Genomic DNA, 23906 nt, shown 5'->3' with positions numbered 1-23906 from the left:
CCGAGCTCATGGAACAACGCTACTCCGACCTTCAGGCTTGCGCCATCACGCCGACCGCGTCGCTGGTCATCGTCGATGTCGACGAAGTGCTCGCGCAGTTCATGCGCGGCTTCGGCGTCTTCGTCGCGCGTCACGGCTTCGAACTGCGGGTCGATCGCTTCGCCCTGTTCCAGAACATCTATCGTCCCGGCGAAACGGAACACCTCGATCTGATCGCGGGCAAGGCCCTGTTCGACGATTTCTTCCGTGACGGGGCCGACGACCTGATCCCGGCGATCGGCGCGGCCGACGCCCTGGCGGATCTGTCGACCCGCGCCGAGGTGGTGATCCTGACCAACGCCCCGGAGCACGGGCGTCTGGCGCGGGCCAAGTGGCTGAAGACCCATGGCTTCGACTACCCGCTGATCATCAACAGCGGCCCCAAGGGCCCGCCGGCCGCCGAGCTGGCCGCACGCACCTCGGGTCGCGCCGTCTTCATCGACGACCTTTTGCCGCAGCTGGAATCGGTGGCGGAGAAGGCTCCCGACGTCGGGCGGTTCCAGATGGTCAGCGACGAGCGCCTGCGCCCGTTCGCCCCTTCAGCGCCCGACCGTCATGTCCGTATTGACGAGTGGCCCCGCCTGAAGGCCGCCATCGAGGAGCGTCTGTTCGCATGATCCGGTTCGGAGTCGATTTCGGCGGCACCAAGATCGAGGTCGCCGCCCTCAACGAAGCCGGCGAGTTCGTCGCCCGGGTGCGCAAGCCCAATCCCGGCGAGTACGACGCTGCCCTCGACGTGGTGTCCGGCCTGCTGGCCGACGCCGAGTGCATGGCCGGCGCGACCTGCGCGCGCCTCGGCCTTGGCATCCCCGGCTCGATCTCGCCGCGCACCGGCCTGATCCGCAACGCCAACAGCGTCTATCTGAATGGCCGCCCGTTCGGTCAGGACCTGGAGCAGCGCCTGGCCCGCCCGGTGCGCCTGGCCAACGACGCCAACTGCCTGGCCCTGTCCGAGGCCGCCGACGGCGCGGGCGCCGGGGCGCGGGTGGTGTTCGCGGTCATTATCGGCACCGGCTGCGGCGGCGGGGTCGTGGTCGAGGGCAAGATTATCGAGGGCCACAACGGCTTCGGCGGCGAATGGGGCCACATGCCCCTGCCCTGGCCCAAGCCAGAGGAATATCCCGGCCCCGAATGCTGGTGCGGCCGCAAGGGCTGCATGGAGAAGTGGGTCGCCGGCCCGGCCTTCTCCAAGGACGCGGGCTTCCCGACCGGCCAGGCGACCATGGACGCGATCAACAGCGGCGACGCCTCGGCCGCCGCGGCGCTGGACCGCTATATCGATCGCCTCGGCCGAGGCCTGGCCGCGATCTGCGACATCATCGACCCGGACGTCATCGTGCTGGGCGGCGGCATGTCGAACGTCGACGCACTCTATGACCGCCTCCCCGCCGCCATCGCGCCGCATGTGTTCTCGGACGTGTTCGAGACGCCGGTGAAGAAGGCCGTCCACGGCGACAGCTCCGGCGTGCGCGGCGCGGTCTGGCTGTGGCCGTCGGAGGCTTAAGGGCGCTCCCATGAAGTCCCTGTGCCGCGATTGCGGATGGACGGGCGAGGTGAAAGCCGCGCGCTGTCCGTCCTGCGCCTCGCCGCGCACGGTCTTCCATGAGGAGCTGGGCGCGCTGTCGATCGCCCACCTGGACTGCGACGCCTTTTACGCCTCGGTGGAGAAGCGCGACGATCCATCCTTGCGCGACAAGCCGGTGATCGTCGGCGGCGGCAAGCGCGGGGTGGTGACCACCGCCTGCTACATCGCCCGCATGAGCGGCGCTCGGTCGGCCATGCCGATGTACAAGGCGCTGAAGCTGTGCCCGCAGGCCGTGGTCATCAAGCCCGACTTCACCAAGTACAGGGAAGCCAGCCGGCTTATCCACGAGAAGCTCGATCGTCTGACGCCGCTGATCCAGCCGCTGTCGCTGGACGAGGCCTGGATCGACCTGAGCGGCACCGACCGCCTGCACGGCGCGACCCCAGCCCAGATGCTGGCCCGACTACAGGCCGAGATCGAGGCCGACATCGGCCTGACCGTCTCCATTGGCCTAGCCCCCAACAAGTTCCTGGCCAAGATCGCCTCGGAGCTGGACAAGCCGCGCGGCTTCTCGGCGATCGGCGCGGCCGAGGCTCAGAGCTTTTTGGCCAGCAAGCCGGTCAGCATCCTGCCCGGCGTCGGCCCCGCCACGGTGTCGTCCCTGGCCGAGATCGGCCTGAAGACGGTCGGCGACATCGCCGCCGCCGACCTGAAGGTGCTGGCTAAAAGCCTGGGCTCGGGCGGCCTGCGCTTGCACCGCCTAGCCCACGGCCAGGACAGCCGGATGGTCGACCCCGACCAGGCCCGCAAGACGATCAGCGCCGAAACCACCTTCAACGACGACCTGCACAAGCGCGACGCGCTGGAGGACGAACTCTGGCCGCTCTGCGAGAAGGTCGCCAAGCAGGCCCGCAAGGAAGGCGTCGCCGGCCGCGTGGCGACGCTGAAGCTGCGCACGCCGGACTTCAAGATCCACACCCGCCGCCGCACTCTGGCCGTGCCGACCCAGACGGCCCGCACCCTGTTCCAGGTGGCCCGCGAACTGCTGGCGACCGAGAAGCCCGGCCTCTCCTACCGCCTGATCGGCGCCGGCCTGACCGAGTTCGTCGACGCCGAGACCGCCGGCGCCGACATGTTCGCCGACGAAGAGCGCCGCACGCTCAAGAGCGAGACGGCCATCGACACCCTGCGCGGGAAGTTCGGGGCAGCGGCCGTGATCAGCGGGCGAGCGCTCAAAGGCCGCTAGGTGAGTCGCGCCGAGTCGCCGCTTTCGCCCTCTTGCGCGACAGGATGTCGCTAACCATTTGGGCCTCTCACCCACGGAACCGTTCGCGCCCGGCCTTCGCTCTCCCAATCGTGAAGCCGATTTCCGAGGCGCCCCTGTGCTAAAGCGGCGCAGCGGCGTGTCGGCCTCTTCCAAAGCCGTCGCGTTTCCATATCTAATTCAAGAAGGCGGGTGATTTGCCCGCCGGGAGAGAACAAGTCGATGGCCGAGCGGAAGCAAGGCGGACAAAGCAACGGCGCTGGGTCGTCGGTCGTCACGGAAGTGAAGCCGAAGACGCAGAAGCCTTCGCTCTATCGAGTTCTGATTCTCAACGACGACTACACTCCCATGGAGTTCGTCGTTTACGTGCTCGAACGGTTCTTCAACAAGTCGCGTGAAGACGCCACGCGCATCATGCTCCACGTCCATCAGAACGGCGTGGGCGTGTGTGGTGTCTACACTTACGAAGTCGCAGAGACCAAGGTCGCGCAAGTCATAGACTCGGCGCGACGTCATCAGCACCCCCTGCAGTGCACCATGGAAAAGGACTGAGGAGCCCCCCATTGCCCTCTTTTTCGCGCCCCCTGGAAGAGTCCCTCCATCGCGCCGTTGCGTACGCCAACCAGCGTAAGCACGAGTACGCGACGCTCGAGCACCTTCTGCTTTCCCTGACCGACGACGAGGACGCCGCCGGAGTTATGCGCGCGTGCGACGTCGATCTCGCCGCGCTGAAGAAGAGCCTCTCGAACTATCTCGACGTCGAACTGGCCTCGCTGGTCGTCGATGACGACGAGGACGCCAAGCCGACCGCCGGCTTCCAGCGCGTGATCCAGCGCGCGGTGATCCATGTCCAGTCATCGGGCCGCGAAGAGGTCACCGGCGCCAATGTTCTGGTCGCCATCTTCTCCGAACGCGAAAGCCACGCCGCCTACTTCCTGCAAGAGCAGGACATGACGCGGTACGACGCGGTCAACTTCATCGCCCACGGCATCGCCAAGAAGGCCGGCGCTTCCGAGACCAAGAACGTCAAGGGCGCCAGCGCTGGTTCGAACGCCACCGAGGAAGACGGCGAAAAGCCGAACACCAAGACCGGCGGCGAAGCGCTTGAAGCCTACTGCGTCGACCTCAACGAGAAAGCTCGCCAAGGCAAGGTCGACCCGCTGATCGGCCGCGCGAACGAAGTCGAACGCGCGATCCAGATCCTGTGCCGCCGCACCAAGAACAACCCGCTGCTCGTGGGTGATCCCGGCGTCGGCAAGACCGCCATCGCCGAGGGCCTGGCCCGCAAGATCGTCACGCACCAGGTCCCCGAGGTCTTGGAAGGCGCCACCATCTACTCGCTCGACATGGGCGCGCTGCTGGCCGGCACCCGCTATCGCGGCGACTTCGAGGAACGCGTCAAGCAGGTCGTCAAGGAACTCGAGAACCACCCGAACGCGGTGCTGTTCATCGACGAGATCCACACCGTGATCGGCGCCGGCGCGACCAGCGGCGGGGCGATGGACGCTTCGAACCTGCTGAAGCCGGCCCTGGCCTCGGGCAGCCTGCGCTGCATGGGCTCGACCACCTACAAGGAGTTCCGCCAGCACTTCGAGAAGGACCGGGCCCTGGTCCGTCGCTTCCAGAAGATCGACGTGAACGAGCCGACGGTGGAAGACACCATCAAGATCCTCAAGGGTCTGAAGACCTATTACGAGGACTTCCACAAGCTGAAGTACACCGCCGAGGCCCTGAAGGTCGCGGTGGAGCTGTCGGCCAAGTACATCACCGACCGCAAGCTGCCGGACAAGGCGATCGACGTGATCGACGAAGCCGGCGCGGGCCAGATGCTGCTGCCGGAAAGCCGTCGCAAGAAGGTCCTGGGCGTCAAGGAGATCGAAGCCGTCGTGGCCAAGATCGCCCGCATCCCGCCCAAGTCCGTCTCCAAGTCGGACACCGAGGCCCTGAAGGAACTGGAAGCGGACCTGAAGCGCGCCGTGTTCGGTCAGGACGAGGCCCTGCTGCAACTGTCCTCGGCCATGAAGCTGGCCCGGGCCGGCCTGCGCGACGCGGACAAGCCGATCGGCTCGTTCCTGTTCAGCGGTCCGACCGGCGTCGGCAAGACCGAAGCCGCCAAGCAACTGGCCCAGACGCTCGGCATCGAGATGATCCGCTTCGACATGTCGGAGTACATGGAGCGCCATACCGTGAGCCGCCTGATCGGCGCCCCTCCCGGCTATGTCGGCTATGACCAAGGCGGCCAGCTGACCGACGCCGTCGACCAGCACCCGCACGCGGTCGTGCTGCTCGACGAAATCGAAAAGGCCCACCAGGACGTCTACAACATCCTGCTGCAGGTCATGGATCACGGCGTGCTGACCGACAGCAACGGCAAGAAGGTCGACTTCAGGAACGTCATCCTGATCATGACCACCAATGCCGGCGCCTCGGACGCCCAGCGCCAGTCGATCGGCTTCGGCCGCGACAAGGTGGTCGGTGAGGAAGAGGCCGCCCTCAAGCGCCTGTTCACGCCGGAATTCCGCAACCGCCTCGACGCGGTCGTGGCCTTCAAGCCGCTGACGGCCGACATCATCCGTCAGGTCGTGCAGAAGTTCGTCATGCAGATGGAGGCCCAGCTGGCCGACCGGAACGTGACGATCTCGCTGACCGACGACGCGGCCGACTGGCTGGCCAAGAACGGCTTCGACGAACTCTACGGCGCCCGCCCGCTGGGTCGCGTCATCCAGGAGCACATCAAGAAGCCCCTGGCCGACGACATCCTGTTCGGACGCCTGGTCCGCGGCGGCCACGTCACCGTGGTGCTGGAGAACGGCAAGATCGCCTTCGAAATCGAAAGCACGCCGGACCCCAAGGCCAGCAAGACCGACGAGGCCGAACCGGCCCTGGCCGAGTAAGGCTTGGTCACAGACTTAAGCGAAGGGCCCGGAGCGATCCGGGCCCTTTTCGTTTGGGTCGCGCGAAAATTGTGGACGAAACGAGAACAAGCGAATAGCGTGTGCATATGGCAACGATCGCTTTCGACAGCTTGAGCGCCTCCAAGCGGCTTCGCGAAGCCGGGATGGACGAACGGCTGGCCGACACTGTGGTCGAACTCTTTCAGCAGTCGGCCGGTATGCCCGACATCAGCCATCTCGCGACCAAGGATGATCTGAAGCCGTTCGCCACCAAGGACGACTTGAAGCAGTTGGAGCTGGTTACAAAGGCGGACCTGCTGGAAACCAAACTCACCCTGCGCACCGAGATCGCCCAGTCGGAACTCCGCCTCAGCGAGAAGATCCGCATGCAAGGTTGGTCTCTGCTGGGCGGCATGGCCGTGTTGCTGGCGTTCTATACGGCCCTGGCGAAACTGATCGCCTAGCCGACCCGCAGGTAGCGCTCGCCGACGCGGGTCAGCAGGCGTTCGGCGCGGTCGGCGTCCAGGCCGGCGGGCTGGAAGTGCTCCAGACCCACCTCGGCCAGCAGGGTCTGGTCCAGCGCGCTCAGGCGGTGTTGACCCATGTTCCAGTCGCGAAAACGTCGGCGCTCAGCCGGGCCGTCGGCGAGGGTCACCAGGTCAGTGTGGCGCTTGTCGCCCGCGATCCGCGCGAAGGTCTCGCCCACCCCGGCCGCCGGCCCCTCCAGCCACTGCAGGAAATGGCCCTCGCCGGCCAGCAGGAAGCCGGTCACGTCAACCAAGCGGTTGTTCTGGATTGAGGCGTTGACGATGGTCTGCGCCACCTGGGCAAAATCGCCATCGCCGACGAACCGGCTGGCGTAGATCACGCGGCGCAGGCCTTTACGGCCTTCCTCGACTTCAGACATGGGCGCTCCGGAACGGCAAACGTCGTTACCGCTAACGCGCCAACCTTAACGGGGTCCTGCTAAAGCGCCGCCGCGATCTTCGCCGCCAGGACCTTCAGCTCTTCCACGTCGGCCATGCCGCCCTCGCCGTGACGGCCCAGGCCTTCGCCCTCGTAGCGGGGGATGACGTGGAAGTGCAGGTGGAAGATCGTCTGGCCGGCCGGCGCGCCGTTGAACTGGGTCACGATCACGCCGTCGGGCTTCAGAGCCTCGACCACGGCAGCGGCGGCCTTCTGGGTCGCACCGATCAGCCGCCCCAGAGTTTTGGCTTCAGCCTCAAGCAGATTGCGGGCCTGCGAGGTCTTGGAGATCACCAGCATGTGGCCTCTCGCCTGCGGGAAGACGTCCATGAAGATCAGAACCTGATCGTCCTCGAACACCTTCACGCTGGGGATCTCGCCGCGGATGATCTTGGCGAAGATGTTGTCGGCGTCGTAGCGTCCGTCGAGGCTCATGACCGTCTCCCTTTGACGGGATGGTGGTAGCAAACGCGAGGGGACGCGCAAACCATGGATACCAAGCCCCAAGGCCTGACCGAGCAGCAGCAGAAGTGGTTCGCATCGGTCCGCGCCAATCTGGAGCGCGAGACCGGCAAGACTTTGGACGAGTGGGTCGAGATCGTCCGTCGCGAGTGCCAGGAGACCAAGCCCAAGGCCCGCACCGATTGGCTGAAGGCCACCTACGGCATCGGCCAGAACCGCGCCGCCACGATCTTCGGGGTCGCCTTCCCCTCGGAGATGGGCTGGGACGACGCCGAGGGCCTGCGCGCAGCGCTGTGGACCGACCCGGCCTCGGCGGCGATCCTGGAGGCCATAGAGGCCGCCGTCGCCGACTTCGAGGGCTTGGTCATGGGCCAACGCAAGGCCTTCACCGCCTGGTCCAGGAAGTCCCAGTTCGCGGCCCTAAAGCCCATCAAGGGCGGCACGGCGATGCTGGGCCTAGCCGTTGAGCCCGACGCCTCGCCCAGCCTGCTAGCGCCCAAAAACGAAGGCTGGTCCGAGCGCCTGAAGGCCAAGCTGCCCCTCGCCTCACCCGCCGAGGTCAATGACGCGGTCAAGGCGCTGCTGAAGGCGGCCTGGGAGCGATCCTAGGAACACCGGGCGGGCGGCCCCGTTCTTCTCCCTGGAGAAGGAGCCCCGTCATGTCCAAGGAAGCCGACCTCACCGCCAAGTTCTGGAAAGCCCTGAAGTCCGACCGCACCGTCATGCTGGCCGTGCCGGACCTGGGCGCCGGCCACAGCCAGCCGATGACCGCCCTGATCGAGGGCGACCACAGCGGCCCGATCTGGATCTTCACCTCGTCGGAGACCGACCTGGTCCACGCTCTCGACGTCGAGGGCCGCGAGAGCCTGCTGCATTTCGCCTCGAAGGGTCACGACCTGTTCGCCACGGTCGAGGGTCGTCTGCGGATCGACACCGACTATGAGACGGTCGAGCGGCTATGGAACCCCTTCGTCGCCGCCTGGTTCGAGGGCAAGGACGATCCCAAGCTGCGCCTGCTGCGCTTCGACCCGGCCGACGCCCAGATCTGGCTGAACGAGAACAGCCTGTTCGCCGGCGTGCGGCTGATGCTGGGGCGTGACCCCAAGCAGGACTACCAGGACAAGGTCGCCGAGGTGCGGCTGCACTAGCCTTAGTCGTTCGGCGTCGCCACGCCGGCTGTCAGGCCGTTCAAAGCGCCATCCGCGGTGAACAGGGCGTCGAAGTGGAAGTCCACGCCGCGCGCGACGCAGGCCGCAGAAATCCCGGGCCTCCCGTCGTGGGTCCGCACCGTCGTGGCGGAGACGCCGGCCCGCGCCAGCTTGGCGCGGACAGCCGCCACGGGGGCGCCCCGACGAAGGCCGAACGGCGCGGCCTTCCATTCGGTGTCGATCGTCTTGCGCACGATGCGCGGCGGCGTCTTCGGTTCGAACGCAGCCGCCAGATAACGAACGCCATCGCCGCCGCGAAACTCGCACTCACCGTGCGCCCGGCAATCCCCAGGCACCGGAAAGCGCGCGCTGTCGAGCGGGAGGCGGCCAAAGTCGAGGGCCCGGCAGTCAGCGAGCGCCGGCCCCGCCGGCAAAAGCAGCAGGGCCGCCGTCACGGCGAGCCGGCGCATCAGCGCTCCTCACGGAACGGCGAATATTCTTCCGTCAGCATTGCGATGTCGCTCTCCACCGCCTCGCGCTCCCGCTCAAGGTAGCGCGCCACCGGCTCCCGCAGCGCCGGATCGGCGATCCAGTGGGCGGAATAGACCGCGCTCGGCAGATAGCCCCGCGCGATCTTGTGCTGCCCCTGCGCGCCGGCCTCGACGCGCGGCAGGCCCAGGCGGATCGCGTGTTCGATGGCCTGGTAGTAGCAGAGCTCGAAATGCAGGAACGGCACGTCCTCGGTGCAGCCCCAGTGGCGGCCGTAGAGGCAGTCGCGGCCCAGCAAGTTCAGCGCCCCGGCAATCCAGGGGCCGCCCGGCCGGCGGGCCATGATCAGCAGCACCTTGTCGGCCATCCGCTCCTGTAGCAGCGAGAAGAAGCGGCGGTTCAGATACGGCCGCCCCCACTTGCGCGAGCCGGTGTCCATGTAGAAGCCGAAGAACGCGTCCCAGTGCTCCTCGGTCAGGTCATTGCCGGTCAGGGCGACGATCTCCAGTCTGTCCTGGGCGTCGCGGCGCTCGCGGCGGATGGTCTTGCGGCGGTTGGCCGACAGGGCCGCCAGGAAATCGTCGAAGGTCGCGTAGTCACGGTTCTCCCAATGGAACTGCTGGTCCTGGCGCAGCAGCATGCCGCGCTGGCCCATCCAGTCCCACTCGTCCTGGACCGGGAAGGTCACGTGAAGCGACGAAGCCTCCAGGCGCTGGCACAGGGTCAGGGCCCCGCCTAGCAAGGCCGAACGCCCGTCGTCGAGGTCGATGTCCGGCCGCACGATCAGCCGCGAACCGGTCACCGGCGAGAACGGCGAGGAGCACTGGAGCTTGGGATAGTACTGCCCGCCGGCCCGCTCATAGGCGTCGGCCCAGGCGTGGTCGAAGACGTATTCGCCCTGGCTGTGGGACTTCAGATAGAGCAGCATGACCGCCGCCACGACGCCGTTGTCGTCATCGACGGTCAGGTGATGCGGCGCCCAGCCGGTGCGAGCCGAGACACAGCCGCTCTCCTCCAGGATCGACAGGAAATCGTAGCTGACGAACGGATCACCGGTGTGGCCCGCGCAGGCCTCCCAGGCGTCCTTGTCGATCTCGGTGATGTCGCGATGAACGCGAACGGCCGACTGGACGCCCACCGGGGCGGAACTCACGCCGTGAAGCCCTCGAAGATCAGGTTGTCGCAATGGTCCTTCACGCCTTCCCACTGGTCGGCCGAGCGGACCGTCCAGGCGACGATCGGCATGCCCTTGGCGCGATATAGGTCCGCGCGGGCGCTGGGCAACATGTCCAGACCCAAGGCCAGGAAATCAGGGCGCGCCAGCTCGACCTGCTCCAACGCCGCCAGCGACTTGCGCATTTCAGGCGCAAGCTTGCGGGCGCTGTCGTCGTTCCAACTGTAGCTGTCCAGGCCGCGCAGGATTTGTGGGTGATGGTCAGCGAACCAGGCGTGCGAATAGGGGTTGAAGCCGATCACGGCGGTCGGGCCGTTGTGGTCGACCAGCACGTCGGTGACCCGCTTCTCCAGCGGTCCGACCTCGCCGAAGGGCGTCTTCAGCTCGATGAACACCATGGCGCGGTGACCGATCAGGGTCAGCACGTCGGCCAGGGTCGGAATGGTTTCGTCCGTGCCCTTCAGGGTCATGGTCCCGAGGTCGGCGGCGGTGTGGTCGCGCAGCCGCCCCTCCTGCCCCGTCATCCGCTCCAGGCGCTCGTCATGGAAGACCACGGCCTCGCCGTCGGCGGTCAGCTGGACGTCCAGCTCGATGCCATAGCCGCCGGCGCAAGCCGCCTGGAAGGCCGCGCGGGAATTCTCCGGCGCGCCATCAGGGGTCCAGAGGCCGCGATGGGCCACCGGCGGATCGAACAGGCGCTCCCACGCCTCGCCGAAGACATCGGTCGAGGGGCGTTCGCGCGAGCGCATCAGGCGATCTCCACCACCGCGTCCACCTCGACCGCGAAGCCGAGGGGCAGCTTGTAGACGCCCACCGCCGAGCGGGCGTGGCGACCGGCGTCGCCCAGGGCCTCGACCATCAGGTCCGAGCAGCCGTTGATGACCTTGGGGATGTCGATGAAGTCTGGGCCAGCCTGGACAAAGCCGCCCAGCTTCACGACGCGGACGACGCGGTCGAGATCGCCGTCGCAGGCGGCCTTCATCTGGGCCAGCAGGTTGATCCCGCACAGACGGGCGGCCTTCTGGGCGGTCTCCAGGTCGACGTCGACGCCGACCGTGCCCTTGACGCCGCCGTCGGCCGCGATCGAGATCTGGCCGGAAATGGTCACGAGGTTGCCGGAGCGGACGAAGGGCACGTAGTTGGCCACCGGGGCCACCGGCTGCGGCAGCTCGACGCCAAGTTCCTTCAGGCGTTGCTCGACCTTCGACATCCACGCGCTCCACTCAAATGCAGTGGGGCATGCTTAACGTGCTCGATCCAAGCGCAAAAGAAAAAAGGCCCGGACCTCTCGGTCCGAGCCTTCAATCCAGAATTCGAAGCTGCTCTTAGCGAGCGGCTTGGAACTTCTCGACGGCGGCGCTGGCGCGTTCGTTCAGCGGCTTCACCGAGTCCTTGATCGAGGCCGAGACGATCTCCGAGGCCTTGCTGACCTGGGCGATGTAGGCTTCCAGAGCCGACTTGGCCCAAGCGGTTTGGAGCTCGACGGCTTCTTGGACGCTCTTGGCGCCGGCCAGCGACTTGGCGGCGGCGACCTGGTCTTCGACGGCCTTCTTCGAGTAGGCGAAGGTCTGGGCGCCCAGGGCTTCAGCGCCCTTGGTGGCGGCGGTCACCGAAGCGACGACGGCTTCCAGGTTCTTCTTCGAGTGGGTGTTGGCTTCCGCCAGAGCGGCCAGCGACTTCTCGACGCCGTCCTTGAACGCTTGGTTCGAAGCGGCGGTGTATTGCTCGACGGTGTTCTTGACGGTTTCGGCGGCGGCCATGGGAATTCTCCTGAGGAGGAAGAAGAGCGAGGGAATGAGGCGGGGCGGACCAGCGAGCTGCAACTCGCCCATCTGCGCTTGGAACACCGCGGTTCTCTCATGTTGCAGTGCAGCAGTCAACAAATTTGTGCAGCGCACCATGACGCAGCGTCATGACCCTTCAAGCTGCAGCATTGGAACCACGCGCCTGATATTTTTGCGCCTGCGGCAACATCGCTCACCAGTTGTTTACTTTAGCGAAAGGCCGCTTCCATCATGCTACTGGTCACACGTGTCGCGGTGCGAAACCGCGTCCCAGTTCAAAATGACGGACGTCGCTTCATGTTCGCCAAGCTTACCTCCGCCCGTTCCTTCCTGGCCGTCGCCGGTCTCGCGCTCTCGTGCCTGTTCGGCGCGGCCGCCCCGACCCCGGCGTCGGCGGCCATACCCTACCTGCAGCTGAACGCTCAGGAGCCGAAGTACGCGGCGATCGTCATCGACGCCAATTCGGGCGAAGTCCTTTACGACAAAAGGGCTGACAGCCCTCGCTACCCCGCCTCGGTCACCAAGGTGATGACCCTGTACCTCACCTTCGAGGCGCTGAGCGAAGGCCGCCTGAAGCTGACCGACCGGGTCACCATGTCGCCCCGCGCGGCCGCCCAGGCCCCGACCAAGATCGGCATCTCGCCGGGCGACAGCCTGTCGGTCGACGAGGCCATCAAGGCCATGACCGTGAAGTCGGCCAACGACGTCGCCGTGGCCATGGCCGAGCGACTCGCCGGCAGTGAGTCGCGTTTCGCCGCCCTGATGACCCTGCGCGGTCAGGAACTGGGCATGCGCAACAGCCGCTTCGTGAACGCCTCGGGCCTGCCCGACAGCCGCCAGATCTCGTCGGCCCGCGATCTCGCCATCCTGTCGCGCGCCACCATGCGCGACTTCCCGCAGTACTATTCGTACTTCTCGGTGAAGGGCTTCTACTTCCGGGGCAACTACGTCAAAGGCCACAACCGCCTGCTGGACAGCATGGAAGGGTTCGACGGCCTGAAGACCGGCTACACCAACGCTTCGGGCTTCAACCTCGCCGGCTCGGCCGTGCGCGATGGCCGCCGCCTGATCGCCGTGGTCCTGGGCGGCCCCTCGACTGCCTGGCGCGACAACAACATGGAAGACCTGCTGCTGACCGGCTTCGACGTGATGAAGCGCCGATCGCGCGGCGAGCGCACCACCATCGCCGCCAACATCTATGAAGACGAGCCGACCGGCCCGATCGAGCGTCCCTCGGTCGAACAGGGCGACGGCGACCAGGCCGGTCTGCGGATCGTGCTGACCGAGAACCCGCGCACCCCGCCGGTGAAGGTCTCCCCCACCCTGCGCGAAGCCGCCAAGCCGGCAGCCAAGCCCGTCGCGACCAAGAAGCCGAAGGGCGAATGGGGCGTGCAGGTTGGCGCGTTCAAGTCCAAGTCGCTGGCCAACGATCAGCTGAAGCTGGTCCGGAGCCGCTTCGCCAAGATGGTCGCCGACGCCGAGGGCGCGGTCGAAGGCGCCGCCGGCGGAGCGTTCCGCGCCCAGTTCCAGGGCCTGACCTCGGACGCCGCCCGCGAGGCCTGCTCGGCCCTGAAGGCCAAGCGCATGCCCTGCATGGTGCTGTCGCCGCGCTAGACGGCCAGCATCGCTGAAACAAGAAACCCCGGAGGGCGACCTCCGGGGTTTTGCTTTTCTAGGCTTGGGCGATCGCCCGGCTGATCAGTCTGGCGAGGCGTCCGACGCCCTCCTCGATCTGCTCATCGGTGGGGAGCGAGTAGCTGAGGCGGATGGCGTTAGCGGTCTTCACCTCGGCGAAGAACGGCGCACCGGGGACGAAGGCCACGCGCTCCTCGGCGATGGCCCGGGCCAGCAGATCGGCGCCGTCGAGGCCTTCCGGCAGGTCGATCCAGACGAACATGCCGCCGTCCGGCTGCGACCAGGTCACGCCCTGCGGCATGTTCCGTTCCAGCGCGTCCAGCATCACCCGCCCCTTGGCGCCATAGGCTCCGCGCAGGCGATGCAGGTGCTGGTCGTAGCCCTCCGACACGGCGCGGTGGGCGACCATCTGGTTGATGGTCGAGACGTGCAGGTCCGCGCCCTGCTTGAGCAAAACGAGCTTCTCGATCACCGGCTTGGGCCCGCAGACCCAGCCGATGCGCAGGGCCGGCGACAGGGTCTTGGACAGGGTGCCCAGGAACATGGTGCGCGCCGCATCGATGCCGCCCGAGCGCTCGATATCCAGCGCCAGCAGGGTCGGCGTCGGCTCGCCGGCGAAGCGCAGCTCGCGATAAGCGGCATCCTCGACCAGGGTCATGTCCAGCGTGGCGGCCATGTTGAGGATCGCTTCGCGCTCGGCCAGGGTCAGGCTGACGCCGGTCGGATTGGCGAAGTCGGGCACGAAGTAGCCCAGCGCACCTTGCGGCAGGTCGGTCTCGCCGCCCGTCAGCGCCGCGTCCGGCAGGTCGCGATAGGCCGGCTGATAGCCGTTGAAGGCCTGCAACGCGCCCAGATAGGTCGGCCGGGCCACGACCACCGTGTCGCCTGGGCTGATGAACAGCTTGCCGATCAGGTCCAGCGCCTGCTGCGAGCCGGCGGTAAGCATGATGTTGTGCGGCTCGCACGGCATGCCGTCGCGGGTCATGCGCTCGGCGATCCATTCGCGCAGCGGCAGATAGCCCTCGCTGACGGAGTACTGCAGCGCCTGTTTGACAAGCACCGGATCGGCCAGCACGGCCTCGTAATTGGCCTGAATCCGTTCGGCCGGGAACAGGCCGGGATCGGGGATGCCGCCGGCGAACGACAGGATGTCGGGCTGATCCAGCAGCTTGAGAAGTTCACGGATTTCGCTGGCGCGAACGCGGTCCATGCGCGTGCTGAACCGTTCGGCCCAGTCGATGGCTTGGCTAGTCATGGGGTTGATCAAAGTCCGAAACTGAAATGACGTCTGAGCCACAGGCCGTGGCTCGCTCTGAACGAAGGTCAGAGCGTCATACGGAGCAGGTTTGGCCCGACGAGCGGCGGCGCCAGAAGCGTTCGCGGTTGATCATGGCGTCAGTCGTAGCTCAGCCGCGCCGCTTGATCAAACGATCCCGCGCGGCGTTAAGCTGGGCGGCCAGGCCCTCGGTGCCGCCCTTGTCGGGATGGGCCATCTGGATCAGCCGCGTATAGGCCGCCTTGACCTCGGCCAGGGTCGCCTCCGGGCCGACGCCCAGCAGGGCGCGAGCTTCGGACAGGCTGAGCTCCGGCTTGGGCGGATGGACGATCTCACGGCGGATCACCGGCCGGCGGCGGGCTTCGGTGACGCTCCACAAGGCGACGACCGCCAGGACGATCCCCGTGCCCCACGAGCCCCGGATCGTCGCATAGGCGGCGGCGGCGAAGGCGGCGATCGAGGCGGCGCCCGCCCCGACCCTCCAGCCGTCACCCTTGAAGAAGGCGCGCCCCTTCGGCCACAGCAGGAAGACCAGGATAGCCGCGCCCAGCAGCAGGTAGAGCATCGCAACTCCGGATACGAAAACGGGCGGCAAGGTCGCCCCGGCCGCCCGCTCGTCAATCATGTAGCCCTTGGACTACTGCGCCGCCAGCATGGTCTCGCCGGAATAGGCCGACAGGCCCAGGCTGTGCATCAGAGCGCGCAGTTCCTGGCGGGCTGCCAGATGCTGCAGCGACACCGGCACCGGACGCACTTGCGGCGACAGGTCGGCGATGGTCAGGCCGAACGGGAACAGCTCGCGATAAATGACGCGGTCGCGCAGGCCGGGGCCGATGCGGAAGCCGACGCGCTTGGCCAGAGCCGTCAGACGGTCCTCCAGGCGCTTGCGGTTGCGGGCCTCGGTGGTGGCCAGGCGGTTGCGCAGCACCACCCAGTCCATGGCCTGGCGCTGGCCCGACAGGGCGCGCTGCTTGCGGCCTTCCCATACGGTCAGCGAATAGAGGCTGGGCTTGGTCAGCTCCATGGTCACCGGGTCGACGGTGCCTAGCATGTCGAAGTCGACGAAGCTGTCGTTCATCGGCGTCACCACCAGGTCCGCGCGGCCGTGGGCCAAGCGGGTGATGGCGCTGTCGCCGCCGGGGGTGTCGATCAGGATGAAGTCGCACTCTTCGGCGGCCCGCGCGAAGGCGGCCTCGAAACCGGCGACCTGCTCGTCTTCCGACTTCTCGGCCAGGGCGATGTCGTTGTCGCTGAGAGTCAGCGACAGCGGCATGGGCAGGTCCAGCTTCTTGCTGGCGGTCCAGGCCGTGCGGTTCTCGAAGAACCGGCCCGAGGTGCGTTGGCGAAGGTCCAGGTCCAGCACGGCGACCTTGGCGCCGCCGTACAGCAACGCGGTGACAAGGTGGACGGCGATGGTGGACTTGCCCGCACCACCCTTTTCGTTGCCGACGACGATGACGCGCGTTTCGGCCATGGCTCGATCCTCGATGCGTCGCGACTCGCGCGACCTTGGACTGAAGGTTAACACGATGTTACCGCCGCCCTAGCGGGTCAACCGGTTCAATCCACAAGCATAATTGTCGCACCCCGGACAAACCTGCCCTTGGGGGACGGTGGACCCGCGCCCATCTGGAGGCCATAAGCGTCGCCCGTCCGCGTGAGGCCCAAGCATGACCACTATCGTCCGCACCGTCGCCGAGATGCGAGAGCACGTCCGCGCCTGGAAGGCGGCCGGTCAACGCGTGGCCCTGGTCCCGACCATGGGGGCCCTGCACGAGGGTCACCTCAGCTTGATCAAGCTGGCCCAGCAGAACGCCGACCGGGTGATCGCCACCGTCTTCGTCAATCCCAAGCAGTTCGCTCCGCACGAGGATTTCGACGCCTATCCGCGCGGCGAGGCCGCCGATGTCGAGAAGCTGGCCAGCGTCGGCTGCGACCTGCTGTTCGCCCCGAACGGCGCGGAGATGTACGCCCCCGGCTTCGCCACCGCGATCAGCGTCTCGGGCGTCTCCGAGCCTCTGGAAGGCGCGGCCCGGCCGCAGTTCTTCGGCGGCGTCGCCACCGTGGTGGCCAAGCTGTTCATCCAGAGCCAGGCGGACGTCGCTGTCTTCGGCGAAAAGGACTACCAGCAGCTGCAGGTGGTCAAGCGCATGGCCCGCGACCTGGATATCCCCATCGAGATCATCGGCGCCCCGACGGCCCGCGCCGAGGACGGCCTCGCCCTCTCCTCGCGCAACGCCTACCTGTCGGCCGAAGAACGCGCCGCGGCCGTGGCTCTGCCGACGGCCATCAAGGCCGCGGCCGCCGAGGTCGCCGCCGGCGGCCGTATCGATGAAGCGGAAGAAAAGGCCTTCGCCGCGCTGAAGGCGGCCGGCTTCGGTCAGGTCGACTATGTCGAGATCCGTGAGGCCAGCGACCTGTCGCGCCTGGGCCCCGGTCCCATCGGCGACGCACAAGGTCGCATCCTGGTCGCTGCGTGGCTGGGCAAGACCCGGCTGATCGACAATATGGCCGTCTAAGAAGGCTTGGCGCCTAGCTAGACGGGCTTCAAGGCGATCAGCAGCCCCGCGATCAGGCCCATGAACAGCATCCCCACGCCCAAGGCGGCGAAACCGGCTTTCATCGTCATCCCTCCGCAATCCCCTGCGACAAGATGACACCCGCCTTGGTTGCTTCTTTGCTAAAGAAACTACCGAAAGTTACCAGGCGCCGAGTTCTCTCAACTGCCGAGCGAGATCGGGCGGCAGATCGGCGGCTTCGCTGGCGGTCAGGTCCGGCGGCGCGTCCTCGGGCTTGAGGTAGCGCCAGCCCTGGAAGGCCCGACGAGGCTGCGGCGCGACGCGGATGATCGGCGGATCGACCGTGACCTCGCAGCGCGAGGCGGCGCCCTCGCCGATCGTGTCGATGGCCAGGATCGTCTGGCGGCACAGGATCTGGCCCTTGAACACCCGATACAGCGAGCCGCCGTCCAGGACCTCGTCGATCCGCTTGGGCGTCATGCGGGTGTGCATGACCCAGGGCTGGCTCTTGTCCTGGTGCCAGGCCAGGAGATCGTCGATCGTCTCGCACCCGACGACCAGCTTGATGATGTGCAACGCCATGGGCGCTAGATAGCGCGCTTCCGGGGTAAGGCAACCTGTCGGTTCGCTTGCCGGGTGAAACCCGTCGACGGCTCAGATGACAGCGTTATCCCTTAGGCATCGCGTTCATGTGGGGGCGTGATCCGAGCCCGGGGGGCTCCATACCGCCGTTTCGGACGCCTTGTGGGAGGCAGTCCGCAGCGGCGGTCTTCGTTTGGGCGAAAGCGTTCTAGAAATCCCCTCTCGATGAGAGAGGATGTCAGCCCGCCGCCGCCTCCAGCTTCACCAGCACCACGCCTTCACTGACCTGACCGCCGGCGACCGCCGTCAGCTCGGCCACCACGCCGTCGAACGGCGCGGCCAGGGCGTGTTCCATCTTCATGGCTTCCAGGGTCAGCAGGGTCTGGCCCTTGGTCACCGTCTGGCCGGCCTCGACGGCGACGGAGACGATCTTGCCCGGCATCGGCGACAGGATCGCGCCGTCCGAGGCCGCGCCCTCGCCCGCTCCGCCGACCTTGGCGACGAAGTCGAACTCCTGGACGTCGCCGCCCTCGAATACCTGGATCGGGCCCTTGCCGTAGGTGGTCGGCAGGCGGGTGACCTCGTCGAACGTGGAGCCATCCGCGTGGCGGATGTCCCACGACCAGTCCTCGGAACCGCCGCCGATCAGGGCGACCTGCAGCGGCATCGCCTTGCCGTCGGCCGACATCGGCAGATGCATCGGGGCGCGCGGAGCGTTCATGCGGAAGCCCAAGAGCTTCGACGGCGCGCTCTCCCACGGGTCGCGGCGGGCCTCGGCCTCCAGGAAGCTGTCCAGCCGCCAGCCGATCGCGGCCATGGCCGGCTCGTCGCTGAAGGACCGCTCGACCAGCTCGTCCAGACGGGCCTCGATGAAGCCGGTGTCGACGGCGCCGTCGATAAAGTCCGGGTGGCTGGCGCACTTGGCCAGGAAGGCGGCGTTGGTCTTGACCGGCCAGACCTCGACCAGGGCGCAGGCCTCGGCCAGGCGCTGGGCGGCGTCCTCGCGGTCGACGCCGTGAGCGATCAGCTTGGCGATCATCGGGTCGTAGAAAGGCGTGACCTCGCCGCCCTCCTCCACCGCGCTGTCGACGCGGACGTCGCCTTCCGGCAGGCGGAAATGCTTCAGCTTGCCCGTCGAGGGCAGGAAGCCGGTAGCCGGGTTCTCGGCATAGAGGCGGGCTTCCATGGCCCAGCCGTCCAAGGTGATCTCGTCCTGCTCCAGCGGCAGGGGCTCACCGGACGCCACAAGCAGCTGCCACTCGACCAGGTCCTGGCCGGTGACCATCTCGGTGACCGGGTGTTCGACCTGCAGGCGGGTGTTCATCTCCATGAACCAGATGCGGTCGGCGCGCAGGCCTTCGCTGGCGTCGGCGATGAACTCGACCGTGCCGGCCCCGACATAGCCCACCGCCTGGGCGGCCTTGACCGCGGCGGCGCAGACGGCCTGACGGGTGGCCTCGTCCATGCCAGGGGCCGGAGCCTCCTCAATGACCTTCTGGTGGCGCCGCTGCAGCGAGCAGTCGCGCTCGAACAGGTGGACGACGTTGCCGTGGCTGTCGCCGAACACCTGCACCTCGATGTGGCGCGGCCGGGTGACGTACTTTTCCAGCAGCACGCGGTCGTCGCCGAAGCTGGCGGCGGCCTCGCGGCGGCACGAGCCCAGGGCGGCCTCGAAGTCCTCGGCGCGATCGACCTTGCGCATGCCCTTCCCGCCGCCGCCGGCCACGGCCTTGATCAGCACCGGGAAGCCGATCTTGGCCGCCTCGGCGGTCAGCCGCTCGACCGACTGGTCCTCGCCCAGATAGCCCGGCGTGGTCGGCACGCCGGCCTCGATCATCACCTTCTTGGCGGCGTCCTTCAGGCCCATGGCCCGGATCGCCGAGGGCGGTGGACCGATCCAGACCAGGCCGGCGTCGGTCACCGCCTGGGCGAAGTCGGCGTTCTCGGACAGGAAGCCGTAGCCGGGGTGAATGGCCTCCGCCCCCATCTGCTTGGCCGCCGCCAGGATCTTCTTCGGATCCAGATAGCTCTCCTTGGCCGGCGCCGGGCCGATCAGGATCGCCGCGTCGGCCTCCATCACGAAGGGCGCGTTGGCGTCCGCTTCGGAATAGACGGCGATCGTCCGCACGCCCAGCTCGCGGGCGGTGCGGATGATGCGACGGGCGATCTCGCCTCGGTTGGCGATCAGGACGGAGGAGATCAAGGCGGAACCTACATCTGGGAAAGGGTGAAGACCATCAGACCCACCATCAGGAGGCCGAACGACGTGACGCCGATGGTCCAGACGATCCAGGTCTTCAGCAGAGCGCCGAAGATGCTGGAGCCGTAGCCGCCCCGCATCGTCTGGAAGAGGTTGATCGGGCCCCACAGGCCAGCGATGCCGAAGGCGGCCGGCCAGGCCGACATCGGCAAGACCATGCACACGGCATAGATCAGGAACGAGAACGACAGCAGGTTGGTGGCCACCAGCAGGTGGTCGTAGATGAAGTACTGGCGCTTGTTCACATAGACGAGCGCCAGGCTGAGACCGGTGATGGGCAGCAGCAGCACCGCCAGGCGGTGGGCCCAGCCGAACAGAACCAGCAGGTAGTAGTCCGGGTTCTCGATGGCCTTGGCTATGTTCTCTTTCAGCCAGCCCTTCGTGGCTTCCTTGGCCGGGTTGCCGTAGCCCTTCACGTCGCCGGGTACGGTGACGTTGACCTGCACGCCGTCCACCGTGGTGCCGGTCAATTTCTGCTGGCCGTTCGGCAGAACCTCGGCCTCGTCCAGCTTCAGGTCGCGGACCTGCTGGGCGGCGTCGGAAGTCTTTTTCCGGCTCTTGGCCAGCGCATCGGCGGCGGCGTTCGGATTGTTCTGCAACGCCAGAGCCTCAGCCATCTTGTCGGCGTAGCGGGTCTCGGCGCGCTGGATACGTTCGGCGTAGGACTCGGCGATCTTGGCCTTGTCCGCGCCTTCTTCCTTGAGGCCCTGGTCGCGTTCGGCGGCGGCCTCGGTCAGCCGTTCGGCGCGCCCTTCCGTAGCCTCCTTGCGGATTTCGTCGGCCTTGGCCTTGCGACCAGCCGGCGTGGCCAGTTGGGCGGCCTCATGCTCTTCCTTCAGCTCCTGCTCATGGCGGAGGCCGTGGATGGCGTGCTCGGCGGCGAAGATGAACAGCAGCAGGGCCACCAGGAAGGTGCGGAACGGCGGCACGTGCCGCACGATCCGACCTTCCATGTAGTCCTTGGCCAGCTTGCCCGGCCGGAAGAACAGCAGCGGCAGGGTGTTGGCCAGACGACCGTCGAGGTGGAACATCCCCTCGATGGCTTCCCACATCAGGTGCAGGATCGAGCGGTGATGGGTGTCGGCGCTCTGGCCGCACGAATGGCAGAACCAGCCTTCCAGCGGCGTGCCGCAGTTCTTGCAGGCGTCGCCCTTATGGTCGAACGGCTTCTTCTTCGGCCGGATGTAACCGCCCGCCGAGTCGGCCGCCGCCGCTTCCAGTTCTGCCCCTGTGATCACGCCCTAAGCCCCCGTCCCTAAAGTTGAGTCTTACTCAGCCCAGGAGGGTTTACGACGAGCGAGGAAGGCGCGCACCCCTTCTTGGCCCTCTTCCGACACACGGCGGCGGGCGATGCGTTTGGCGCTCTCCTCGATCAGGCCCTTGTCGATTTTCTGGCCAGCGAAGTCATTGACCAGGGCCTTGGCGTCGCCGATCGCGCCGGGCGCGCAGGGAGCCATCTCCTCGATCAGGGCGTCGCGGGCGACTTCCAGGCTGGCGACGTCCTCGAACACCTCGTCGACCAGGCCGTAGCCCCAGGCGTCGTCGGCGTCGAACACCCGGCCGGTGGCGAACAGCAGCTTGGCGGTGCGCGGGCCCAGGGCCTGGATCACGTAGGGGCTGATGGTCGCCGGGGTCAGGCCCAGCTTCACTTCCGAGAACGAGAACTTGGCGTCGACCAGGGCGATGGCATGGTCGCAGGCGGCCACCAGGCCGGCGCCGCCGCCGAAGGCCGGGCCCTCGACCATGGCCACGGTCAGGGCCGGGATGTCGTGCAGGGCCTTGAGCATGTGGGCCAGCTCGAGGGCGTCAGCGCGATTGTCGTCCTCGTCCCACTCCACCGCCGCGCCCATCCAGGCCAGGTCCGCGCCTGCGCTGAACGCGCCGCCGACGCCGCGCAGGAACACGACCCGCACGCCTTCAGCGCCGTGCAGGGTCTCGAAGGCCTGGCGCAGACCCGAGATGGTCTCGGCGTCGAAGGCGTTCTTCTTGTCGGGCCGGTTGATCCAGACCGTCACCGCGCCGTCGGGCGTGCTGTCGATATGAACGAGCGGGGTCATGGTCTCGGTGTCGGGCACTTCGACGATGGGATCGGCGATCGGGTTGGTCATGGGGCTCGTTCCTTTTTAAGCGCTACATCCGGAAAACGCCGAAGGTGGTCTCCGGGATCGGCGCATTCAGCGACGCCGAGATGGCCAGACCCAGCACGTCGCGGGTTTGCGCCGGATCAATGATGCCGTCGTCCCAGAGCCGCGCCGTGGCGTGATACGGATTGCCTTCATCCTCGTAGCGCTGGCGGATCGGCGTCTTGAAGGCTTCCGCCTCCTCCGGCGTCCACTTGGCGGCGTCGCGGTGGACGGTGGCCAGCACGCTGGCGGCCTGCTCGCCGCCCATGACGCTGATGCGGCTGTTGGGCCAGGTGAAGAGGAAGCGCGGGCTGTAGGCGCGGCCGCACATGCCGTAGTTGCCGGCCCCGAAGCTGCCGCCGATCAGGACGGTGAACTTGGGCACCTCGGCCGAGGCGACGGCCGTGACCAGCTTGGCGCCGTCCTTGGCGATGCCGCCGGCCTCGTACTTGCCGCCGACCATGAAGCCCGAGATGTTCTGCAGGAAGATCAGCGGGATCTTGCGCTTGCAGGCCAGCTCGATGAAGTGCGCGCCCTTCACGGCGCTCTCGGAAAACAGCACACCGTTATTGGCCAGGATCGCCACCGGCTGGCCCCAGATACGGGCGAAGCCGCAGACCAGGGTCGTGCCGTACAGCGCCTTGAACTCGTCGAACTGGCTGCCGTCGACGATGCGGGCGATGACCTCGCGGACATCGTATGGCGCCCGCACGTCGGTCGGGACGATGCCGTAGATCTCCTCGGGATCGTACAGCGGCGGCTCGGACTCGGTCAGCACCAGTTGGTCGGGCTTGGTCGTGTTGAGGTTGGCGACGATCGAGCGGACGATCTCCAGCGCGTGCTCGTCGTTCTCGGCCACGTGGTCGACGACGCCGGAGCGACGACCGTGGGTGTCGGCCCCGCCCAGCTCTTCGGCCGAGATGACCTCACCCGTGGCGGCCTTCACCAGCGGCGGGCCGGCCAGGAAGATGGTGCCCTGGTTGCGGACGATGACGGTCTCGTCGCTCATCGCCGGGACATAGGCCCCGCCGGCGGTGCACGAGCCCATGACGCAGGCGATCTGCGGGATGCCCACGGCGCTCATGCGGGCTTGATTGAAGAAGATGCGGCCGAAGTGGTCGCGATCGGGGAAGACCTCGGCCTGGTGCGGCAGGTTCGCGCCGCCGCTGTCGACCAGATAGACGCATGGCAGGCGGTTCTGGGCGGCGATCTCCTGGGCGCGCAGGTGCTTCTTCACCGTCATCGGGAAGTAGGCGCCGCCCTTCACCGTGGCGTCGTTGGCCACGATCATCACCTCGCGGCCCGACACCCGGCCGACGCCGCAGATCATGCCGGCGCCCGGCGCTTCGCCGCCATAGAGGTCGCAGGCGGCCAGCTGGCCGATCTCCAGGAAGGGCGAGCCCGGATCCAGCAAGCGCTCGACGCGCTGGCGGGGCAAGAGCTTGCCGCGCGAGGCGTGGCGCTCACGCGAGCTCTCGGGACCGCCGAGGGCCGCTTCCGCGACTTTTACGCGCAGTTCCTCGGCCAGGGCGCGGTTATGGGCCGCGTTACGGGCGAAAGCGTCACCGGACGCGTCGATAACGGAGTTCAACTTCGGCATGACCGACGCTTAGCCTCTTCCACCCTATCCCGGAAGTCGTAGTTTTTTGGACCCTGAAGAGAAAGATTCCGGGCCAAATCCGTTCTCGGACATTTCAGCTTCGGGATCAACAGTTGCGCCTGAAGCCGCCCCCGTGGTCAAGCCTGCCGCTGTGAGCTAGCGTCCG

At 67.1% G+C, this 23906-nt stretch carries 26 protein-coding genes; 10 read left to right on the top strand and 16 right to left on the bottom strand.

Annotated elements, in window-relative coordinates; translation table 11 throughout:
• Positions 1-8 precede the first annotated feature (8 nt).
• The 6 genes from AC07NI_RS02425 to AC07NI_RS02400 all read left to right on the top strand — a co-directional run bounded on the left by AC07NI_RS02425 (position 9) and on the right by AC07NI_RS02400 (position 6186).
• Positions 9-656 (top strand): hypothetical protein, encoded by a 648-nt coding sequence (locus tag AC07NI_RS02425; protein ID WP_494615781.1) that lies wholly within the window; start codon positions 9-11, stop codon positions 654-656.
• A complete protein-coding gene (locus tag AC07NI_RS02420; protein WP_494615777.1) occupies positions 653-1543 on the top strand; it encodes an ROK family protein in 891 nt (296 codons plus the stop codon). Before AC07NI_RS02425 ends, AC07NI_RS02420 begins: the two co-directional genes overlap by 4 nt.
• 10 nt (positions 1544-1553) lie before the next feature.
• Complete coding sequence (locus AC07NI_RS02415) at positions 1554-2810, top strand: DNA polymerase IV (protein WP_494615771.1); 1257 nt, start codon at positions 1554-1556, stop codon at positions 2808-2810.
• A gap of 240 nt (positions 2811-3050) precedes the next feature.
• Entirely contained in the window at positions 3051-3380 is a 330-nt protein-coding gene (gene clpS, locus AC07NI_RS02410) for an ATP-dependent Clp protease adapter ClpS (RefSeq protein ID WP_013079900.1), read from the top strand.
• 11 nt (positions 3381-3391) lie between these two features.
• On the top strand, positions 3392-5722 hold the full coding sequence (gene clpA / locus AC07NI_RS02405; RefSeq protein WP_494615764.1) for an ATP-dependent Clp protease ATP-binding subunit ClpA: 2331 nt from the start codon (positions 3392-3394) through the stop codon (positions 5720-5722).
• 107 nt (positions 5723-5829) lie between these two features.
• A complete protein-coding gene (locus AC07NI_RS02400; protein ID WP_494615761.1) occupies positions 5830-6186 on the top strand; it encodes a hypothetical protein in 357 nt (118 codons plus the stop codon).
• Here the strand turns inward: AC07NI_RS02400 and AC07NI_RS02395 are convergent.
• Together AC07NI_RS02395 and AC07NI_RS02390 are read right to left on the bottom strand one after the other, a co-directional pair.
• Positions 6183-6629, bottom strand: coding sequence for a BLUF domain-containing protein (locus AC07NI_RS02395; RefSeq protein ID WP_494615758.1), 447 nt, complete (start codon positions 6627-6629; stop codon positions 6183-6185). The two genes, AC07NI_RS02400 and AC07NI_RS02395, sit on opposite strands and share 4 nt — an antisense overlap.
• Positions 6630-6688: 59 nt before the next feature.
• Positions 6689-7123 (bottom strand): HIT family protein, encoded by a 435-nt coding sequence (locus tag AC07NI_RS02390; RefSeq protein WP_494615756.1) that lies wholly within the window; start codon positions 7121-7123, stop codon positions 6689-6691.
• A gap of 54 nt (positions 7124-7177) precedes the next feature.
• Between AC07NI_RS02390 and AC07NI_RS02385 the strand changes: the two genes are divergently transcribed.
• Together AC07NI_RS02385 and AC07NI_RS02380 are read left to right on the top strand one after the other, a co-directional pair.
• The gene (locus AC07NI_RS02385) at positions 7178-7759 is read left to right on the top strand and encodes a DUF4287 domain-containing protein (RefSeq protein ID WP_494615754.1); all 582 of its coding nucleotides are present in this window, start codon (positions 7178-7180) and stop codon (positions 7757-7759) included.
• 50 nt (positions 7760-7809) lie between these two features.
• Positions 7810-8298, top strand: a complete 489-nt coding sequence (locus AC07NI_RS02380; protein ID WP_494615752.1) for a pyridoxamine 5'-phosphate oxidase family protein — start codon at positions 7810-7812, stop codon at positions 8296-8298.
• Positions 8299-8300: 2 nt separating this feature from the next.
• On the opposite strand, the gene AC07NI_RS02375 is transcribed toward AC07NI_RS02380, so the two are convergent.
• The 5 genes from AC07NI_RS02375 to AC07NI_RS02355 form a co-directional block, all read right to left on the bottom strand.
• Entirely contained in the window at positions 8301-8768 is a 468-nt protein-coding gene (locus AC07NI_RS02375; RefSeq protein WP_494615750.1) for a cobalamin biosynthesis protein, read from the bottom strand.
• Complete coding sequence (locus AC07NI_RS02370) at positions 8768-9940, bottom strand: GNAT family N-acetyltransferase (RefSeq protein ID WP_494615747.1); 1173 nt, start codon at positions 9938-9940, stop codon at positions 8768-8770. The genes AC07NI_RS02375 and AC07NI_RS02370 overlap by 1 nt, the downstream gene beginning before the upstream one ends.
• On the bottom strand, positions 9937-10710 hold the full coding sequence (locus AC07NI_RS02365; RefSeq protein ID WP_494615746.1) for a glycerophosphodiester phosphodiesterase: 774 nt from the start codon (positions 10708-10710) through the stop codon (positions 9937-9939). The genes AC07NI_RS02370 and AC07NI_RS02365 overlap by 4 nt, the downstream gene beginning before the upstream one ends.
• Positions 10710-11171 (bottom strand): RidA family protein, encoded by a 462-nt coding sequence (locus AC07NI_RS02360; protein WP_494615743.1) that lies wholly within the window; start codon positions 11169-11171, stop codon positions 10710-10712. Before AC07NI_RS02360 ends, AC07NI_RS02365 begins: the two co-directional genes overlap by 1 nt.
• A gap of 115 nt (positions 11172-11286) precedes the next feature.
• Positions 11287-11721: a phasin family protein gene (locus AC07NI_RS02355; protein ID WP_454716986.1), complete on the bottom strand. Its 435-nt coding sequence runs from the start codon at positions 11719-11721 to the stop codon at positions 11287-11289.
• Positions 11722-12042: 321 nt separating this feature from the next.
• Here AC07NI_RS02355 and AC07NI_RS02350 point away from each other — a divergent pair, with 321 nt between their 5' ends.
• Positions 12043-13359 (top strand): D-alanyl-D-alanine carboxypeptidase family protein, encoded by a 1317-nt coding sequence (locus tag AC07NI_RS02350; RefSeq protein ID WP_494615739.1) that lies wholly within the window; start codon positions 12043-12045, stop codon positions 13357-13359.
• 58 nt (positions 13360-13417) lie between these two features.
• On the opposite strand, the gene AC07NI_RS02345 is transcribed toward AC07NI_RS02350, so the two are convergent.
• The 4 genes from AC07NI_RS02345 to mipZ all read right to left on the bottom strand — a co-directional run bounded on the left by AC07NI_RS02345 (position 13418) and on the right by mipZ (position 16130).
• A complete protein-coding gene (locus tag AC07NI_RS02345; RefSeq protein WP_494615737.1) occupies positions 13418-14635 on the bottom strand; it encodes an aminotransferase-like domain-containing protein in 1218 nt (405 codons plus the stop codon).
• A 76-nt stretch (positions 14636-14711) separates the two neighbouring features.
• Positions 14712-14771: a hypothetical protein gene (locus AC07NI_RS02340; protein WP_024265769.1), complete on the bottom strand. Its 60-nt coding sequence runs from the start codon at positions 14769-14771 to the stop codon at positions 14712-14714.
• A 15-nt stretch (positions 14772-14786) separates the two neighbouring features.
• Positions 14787-15221, bottom strand: coding sequence for a J domain-containing protein (locus AC07NI_RS02335; RefSeq protein WP_494615733.1), 435 nt, complete (start codon positions 15219-15221; stop codon positions 14787-14789).
• Between the two features lie 72 nt (positions 15222-15293).
• The gene (gene mipZ, locus AC07NI_RS02330; protein ID WP_494615731.1) at positions 15294-16130 is read right to left on the bottom strand and encodes a division plane-positioning ATPase MipZ; all 837 of its coding nucleotides are present in this window, start codon (positions 16128-16130) and stop codon (positions 15294-15296) included.
• 196 nt (positions 16131-16326) lie between these two features.
• On the opposite strand from mipZ, the gene panC reads away from it, so the two are divergent.
• Positions 16327-17175: a pantoate--beta-alanine ligase gene (gene panC / locus AC07NI_RS02325; protein ID WP_494615725.1), complete on the top strand. Its 849-nt coding sequence runs from the start codon at positions 16327-16329 to the stop codon at positions 17173-17175.
• A 180-nt stretch (positions 17176-17355) separates the two neighbouring features.
• Here panC and AC07NI_RS02320 read toward each other — a convergent pair whose 3' ends face one another.
• From AC07NI_RS02320 to AC07NI_RS02300, 5 genes are all read right to left on the bottom strand, one after another.
• Positions 17356-17757, bottom strand: coding sequence for a DUF1489 family protein (locus AC07NI_RS02320; protein WP_492812237.1), 402 nt, complete (start codon positions 17755-17757; stop codon positions 17356-17358).
• Between the two features lie 238 nt (positions 17758-17995).
• On the bottom strand, positions 17996-19960 hold the full coding sequence (locus AC07NI_RS02315) for an acetyl/propionyl/methylcrotonyl-CoA carboxylase subunit alpha (protein WP_494615720.1): 1965 nt from the start codon (positions 19958-19960) through the stop codon (positions 17996-17998).
• An 8-nt stretch (positions 19961-19968) separates the two neighbouring features.
• Positions 19969-21255, bottom strand: coding sequence for a DUF3667 domain-containing protein (locus AC07NI_RS02310; protein ID WP_494615718.1), 1287 nt, complete (start codon positions 21253-21255; stop codon positions 19969-19971).
• Between the two features lie 30 nt (positions 21256-21285).
• Positions 21286-22125, bottom strand: coding sequence for an enoyl-CoA hydratase-related protein (locus AC07NI_RS02305; protein ID WP_494615716.1), 840 nt, complete (start codon positions 22123-22125; stop codon positions 21286-21288).
• 22 nt (positions 22126-22147) lie between these two features.
• Positions 22148-23740, bottom strand: coding sequence for a carboxyl transferase domain-containing protein (locus AC07NI_RS02300; protein ID WP_494615714.1), 1593 nt, complete (start codon positions 23738-23740; stop codon positions 22148-22150).
• Positions 23741-23906 lie beyond the last annotated feature (166 nt).

It is taken from the genome of Caulobacter sp. GW821-FHT10E02 (assembly GCF_059415225.1).
This window is presented reverse-complemented; position numbering and strand designations above follow the sequence as displayed.

Coding starts and splice junctions, on each gene's coding strand:
- AC07NI_RS02425 (WP_494615781.1), top strand. CDS start 9: ATGGAACAACGCTACTCCGACCTTCAGGCTTGCGCCATCACGCCGACC.
- AC07NI_RS02420 (WP_494615777.1), top strand. CDS start 653: ATGATCCGGTTCGGAGTCGATTTCGGCGGCACCAAGATCGAGGTCGCC.
- AC07NI_RS02415 (WP_494615771.1), top strand. CDS start 1,554: ATGAAGTCCCTGTGCCGCGATTGCGGATGGACGGGCGAGGTGAAAGCC.
- clpS (WP_013079900.1), top strand. CDS start 3,051: ATGGCCGAGCGGAAGCAAGGCGGACAAAGCAACGGCGCTGGGTCGTCG.
- AC07NI_RS02400 (WP_494615761.1), top strand. CDS start 5,830: ATGGCAACGATCGCTTTCGACAGCTTGAGCGCCTCCAAGCGGCTTCGC.
- AC07NI_RS02395 (WP_494615758.1), bottom strand. CDS start 6,629: ATGTCTGAAGTCGAGGAAGGCCGTAAAGGCCTGCGCCGCGTGATCTAC.
- AC07NI_RS02390 (WP_494615756.1), bottom strand. CDS start 7,123: ATGAGCCTCGACGGACGCTACGACGCCGACAACATCTTCGCCAAGATC.
- AC07NI_RS02385 (WP_494615754.1), top strand. CDS start 7,178: ATGGATACCAAGCCCCAAGGCCTGACCGAGCAGCAGCAGAAGTGGTTC.
- AC07NI_RS02380 (WP_494615752.1), top strand. CDS start 7,810: ATGTCCAAGGAAGCCGACCTCACCGCCAAGTTCTGGAAAGCCCTGAAG.
- AC07NI_RS02375 (WP_494615750.1), bottom strand. CDS start 8,768: ATGCGCCGGCTCGCCGTGACGGCGGCCCTGCTGCTTTTGCCGGCGGGG.
- AC07NI_RS02365 (WP_494615746.1), bottom strand. CDS start 10,710: ATGCGCTCGCGCGAACGCCCCTCGACCGATGTCTTCGGCGAGGCGTGG.
- AC07NI_RS02360 (WP_494615743.1), bottom strand. CDS start 11,171: ATGTCGAAGGTCGAGCAACGCCTGAAGGAACTTGGCGTCGAGCTGCCG.
- AC07NI_RS02355 (WP_454716986.1), bottom strand. CDS start 11,721: ATGGCCGCCGCCGAAACCGTCAAGAACACCGTCGAGCAATACACCGCC.
- AC07NI_RS02350 (WP_494615739.1), top strand. CDS start 12,043: ATGTTCGCCAAGCTTACCTCCGCCCGTTCCTTCCTGGCCGTCGCCGGT.
- AC07NI_RS02345 (WP_494615737.1), bottom strand. CDS start 14,635: ATGACTAGCCAAGCCATCGACTGGGCCGAACGGTTCAGCACGCGCATG.
- AC07NI_RS02335 (WP_494615733.1), bottom strand. CDS start 15,221: ATGCTCTACCTGCTGCTGGGCGCGGCTATCCTGGTCTTCCTGCTGTGG.
- mipZ (WP_494615731.1), bottom strand. CDS start 16,130: ATGGCCGAAACGCGCGTCATCGTCGTCGGCAACGAAAAGGGTGGTGCG.
- panC (WP_494615725.1), top strand. CDS start 16,327: ATGACCACTATCGTCCGCACCGTCGCCGAGATGCGAGAGCACGTCCGC.
- AC07NI_RS02320 (WP_492812237.1), bottom strand. CDS start 17,757: ATGGCGTTGCACATCATCAAGCTGGTCGTCGGGTGCGAGACGATCGAC.
- AC07NI_RS02305 (WP_494615716.1), bottom strand. CDS start 22,125: ATGACCAACCCGATCGCCGATCCCATCGTCGAAGTGCCCGACACCGAG.
- AC07NI_RS02300 (WP_494615714.1), bottom strand. CDS start 23,740: ATGCCGAAGTTGAACTCCGTTATCGACGCGTCCGGTGACGCTTTCGCC.